Annotated in this window: 4 protein-coding genes; all 4 read right to left on the reverse strand. The window is 69.7% G+C overall.

The window, feature by feature from the left end:
- The coding region (locus EHS43_RS40840; RefSeq protein ID WP_185806627.1) for a TerD family protein at positions 1–514 on the reverse strand (514 nt) is incomplete at its 3' end.
- A 52-nt stretch (positions 515–566) separates the two neighbouring features.
- Positions 567–1,556, reverse strand: coding sequence for a zinc-dependent alcohol dehydrogenase family protein (locus tag EHS43_RS40845; RefSeq protein WP_125195584.1), 990 nt, complete (start codon positions 1,554–1,556; stop codon positions 567–569).
- Complete coding sequence (locus EHS43_RS40850; RefSeq protein ID WP_125195585.1) at positions 1,553–2,392, reverse strand: carbohydrate ABC transporter permease; 840 nt, start codon at positions 2,390–2,392, stop codon at positions 1,553–1,555. The genes EHS43_RS40845 and EHS43_RS40850 overlap by 4 nt, the downstream gene beginning before the upstream one ends.
- A complete protein-coding gene (locus EHS43_RS40855) occupies positions 2,389–3,258 on the reverse strand; it encodes a carbohydrate ABC transporter permease (protein WP_260470945.1) in 870 nt (289 codons plus the stop codon). The genes EHS43_RS40850 and EHS43_RS40855 overlap by 4 nt, the downstream gene beginning before the upstream one ends.
- Positions 3,259–3,274: the final 16 nt, after the last annotated feature.

Below are 3,274 nucleotides of genomic sequence, written 5' to 3' on the forward strand. Positions count from 1 at the left end.
CAGCCACCGGTGCCGGGGCGGGTTCCTCCACCGTCACGCCGAAGTCCGTCGCGATGCCGGCCAGCCCGTTGGCGTACCCCTGTCCCACGGCCCGGGCCTTCCAGGCGCCGTTGCGCAGGTAGATCTCCACGACCACCAGCGCGGTCTCGGTGCCGAGCTGCGGCGGGGTGAAGGTGGCCAGCTCGCTGTTGTCGTCCGCGTTGCGGATCGTGGCCGTCGGCTCGATGCCCTGGAAGGTCTGGCCCGCGGCGTCCGGGCTCGCGGTGACGACGATCTTCTCGATGCCGGGGGGCAGGGCGGCGGTGTCGACGCTGATCGCGTCCGGCGCCGTACCGCCGCCCGACCGGTAGGTGACCCCCGGTCCCGTCGGCTGGTTGTAGAAGATGAAGTCGTCGTCGGAGCGCACCTTGCCGTCGGCGGTGAGCAGCAGGCCCGATACGTCGAGCCGCACCGGGGCGGAGACGTCCACCGTCACTCGGGTGACGGGGAGGGGGATGTTCGAGCCGGGGGTCATAGCTGTCATGCCCGGTGAACGAGCGAGTGCGCTTTACCGTTCCCTTAATCTTCTACGGCACCACCACGATCTTGCGGCCCACCCCCGACGCGAACTGGTCCAGCGCCTGCGGATAGCTGTCCAGCGGCAGCCGGTCGCTGATGAAGACGTCCGGGTCCAGGACCCCGGTCGCGAACAGCTCCGCCGCGCGCTCGAAGCTGTGCAGGACCGCCATGGAGCCGGTGATGGTGATCTCCTGGTTGTAGATGCGGTACGGGTCGATCGTCACCCGCGTCGCGTAGTCGGCCACACCGAACTGGAGGAAGGTGCCGGCCTTGGCCACCCGGTCCAGGCCGTCCTGGATCGCCGCCGCGTTGCCCGTCGCGTCGATCACCAGGTCCCAGCCCTGCGGGCGGTCCAGCTCGTCCGGGGTGCCGGCCGAGGCCGAGACACCGAGCTTGCGGGCCGTCTCCAGCCGGGCCGGGTTCACGTCCACCACGTCCACGCTCGCCGCGCCGGTCCGCTTGGCCAGCTCCAGCATCATCAGGCCCATGGTCCCCGAGCCGTAGATCAGCACATGGGCGCCCAGCCGGGACCGCAGGACGTCGTAACCCCGCACCGCGCAGGACAGCGGCTCCACCAGCGCCGCGTCCTGGGTGAGGATGTGCTCGGGCAGCCGTACGCAGTTGGCGACCGGCGCGACGGCGAACTGCGCCGCGCCTCCCGCCGTGGTCACGCCGATCGCGGCCCAGCGCTCGCAGAGGTTGTTGTGGCCCGTACGGCAGTACCGGCACTCGTGGCAGTAGAGCGAGGGGTCCACGGCCACCCGGTCGCCGACCGCCAGCTCGGTGACCCGGGTGCCGACCCCGACCACCTCGCCCGCGAACTCGTGGCCCGGCACGATCGGCAGCTCGGGGGCGAACTCGCCCTGGAGGATGTGCAGGTCGGTGCCGCACAGGCCGCACGCGGCGACCTCGACGACGACCTCGCGCGGCCCTGGCGTCGGGTCGGGGACCTCGGTGACGACGGCACGGCCCACGGACTCGATGACGGCGGCCTTCATTTCACGGCTCCCAGCGACAGGCCCTGGACCAGTTTGTCCTGGGCGGCGAACCCCGCGGCGAGCACCGGCAGGGAGATGACGAGCGACGCGGCGCACACCTTCGCCAGGAACAGGCCCTGGCTGGTGATGAAGCCGGTCAGGAAGACGGGGGCGGTCTCGGCGACCACGCCGGTGAGCACCCGCGCGAAGAGCAGTTCGTTCCAGCTGAAGATGAAGCAGATCAGGGCCGTTGCGGCGATGCCCGGCAGGGCGATGGGGGCGACCACGCGCGCGAGGACGGTCGGCAGCCGGGCGCCGTCCACGCGCGCGGCCTCGATCACCGCCACCGGGACCTCGGCGAGGAAGGACTGCATCATCCAGACCGCGATCGGCAGGTTCATCGAGGTGTAGAGGACGACCAGCAGCCAGATGTTGTCGAGCATGCCCGTGTTCTTCGCGAACAGGTAGATGGGCAGCAGGCCCGCCACCACCGGGAGCATCTTCGTCGACAGGAAGAAGAACAGGACGTCCGTCCACTTCTTGACCGGCCGGATCGACAGCGCGTACGCCGCCGGGAGGGCCAGGAGCAGGACGAGGAGGGTCGAGGCCAGCGAGGCGACGGTCGAGTTGATCAGCGCGGGCCAGGGGCTCGCGCCGCCGCCCGTGCCGAAGAACTCGCGGTAGCCGTCCAGGGTGAGGGCGGCGCCGAAGGAGGGCGGGTTGGTGGCCGCGTCCGTCTCCGAGTGGAAGGACGTCAGGGCCATCCAGGCGATCGGCAGGAAGAAGACGATCCCCAGCAGCCAGGCCACCAGGCCCAGACCGAGTCCCTTGCGTTTCACGGCGATCTGGCTGCTCATGCGCGGCCGGCCTCCTCACGGAACAGGGACGACACCACGCGCAGGGCGAAGGTCGCGATGATGATCGAGCCGATGACGACCAGGACGCCGGCGGCCGAGGCGAGGCCGTTCTCGTGGGCCTGGTAGAAGCTCTGGTAGACGGTGTAGGGCAGGTTGGCGGTCCCGAGGCCGCCGGAGGTGATGGTGAAGACCGCGTCGAAGTTCTGGACGATGTAGATCGAGCCCAGCAGGGCGCCGAGTTCGAGATAGCGGCGCAGATGCGGGAGCGTGAGGTGGAGGAAGATCTGCCAGTCGCTCGCGCCGTCCACCCGGGCGGCCTCCATCTGCTGCTGGTCGCGGCTCTGGAGGCCGGCCAGCAGGATGAGCATCATGAACGGCGTCCACTGCCAGACGAGGGACGCCTCGACCGCGAGCAGCGGGGTGTTGGAGATCCAGTCGGGCTGGGGACCGCCCACATAGTGCAACAACCCATTGAGCAGGCCGTATTCAGGGTTGTAGAGCACATGTTTCCAGAGCAGGGCGGCCGCCACCGGGACCACCAGGAAGGGGGCGATCAGCAGGGTGCGGACCACGCCCCGGCCCTTGAAGCGCCGGTCGAGGAGCAGGGCCAGGAGCAGTCCGAGGACCAGGCTGACCAGGACCACCGTCACTGTCAGCAGGATCGTCGTCCACACCGAGTGGCGCAGGTCCGCGTCGGTGAGGACCTCCTGGTAGTTGTCGACACCGGTGAAGTGGCGGGCCTTCGGATAGAGGGAGTTCCAGTCGAAGAACGAGATCACCACCGTGGCCACGAAGGGCAGTTGGGTGACCGCGATCATGAAGATCAGGGCGGGGAGCAGCGGGGCGCGGGTGGCCCAGGCGCGCAGGCGGGCCTTCGAGGGG

Origin of the sequence: Streptomyces sp. RP5T, assembly GCF_003933965.1 — a bacterium.
Lineage (GTDB): Bacteria > Actinomycetota > Actinomycetes > Streptomycetales > Streptomycetaceae > Streptomyces.

What these genes read in the sequence shown, in the direction of transcription:
- EHS43_RS40845 (WP_125195584.1), bottom strand. Translation starts at nt 1,556, where the DNA reads ATGAAGGCCGCCGTCATCGAGTCCGTGGGCCGTGCCGTCGTCACCGAG.
- EHS43_RS40850 (WP_125195585.1), bottom strand. Translation starts at nt 2,392, where the DNA reads ATGAGCAGCCAGATCGCCGTGAAACGCAAGGGACTCGGTCTGGGCCTG.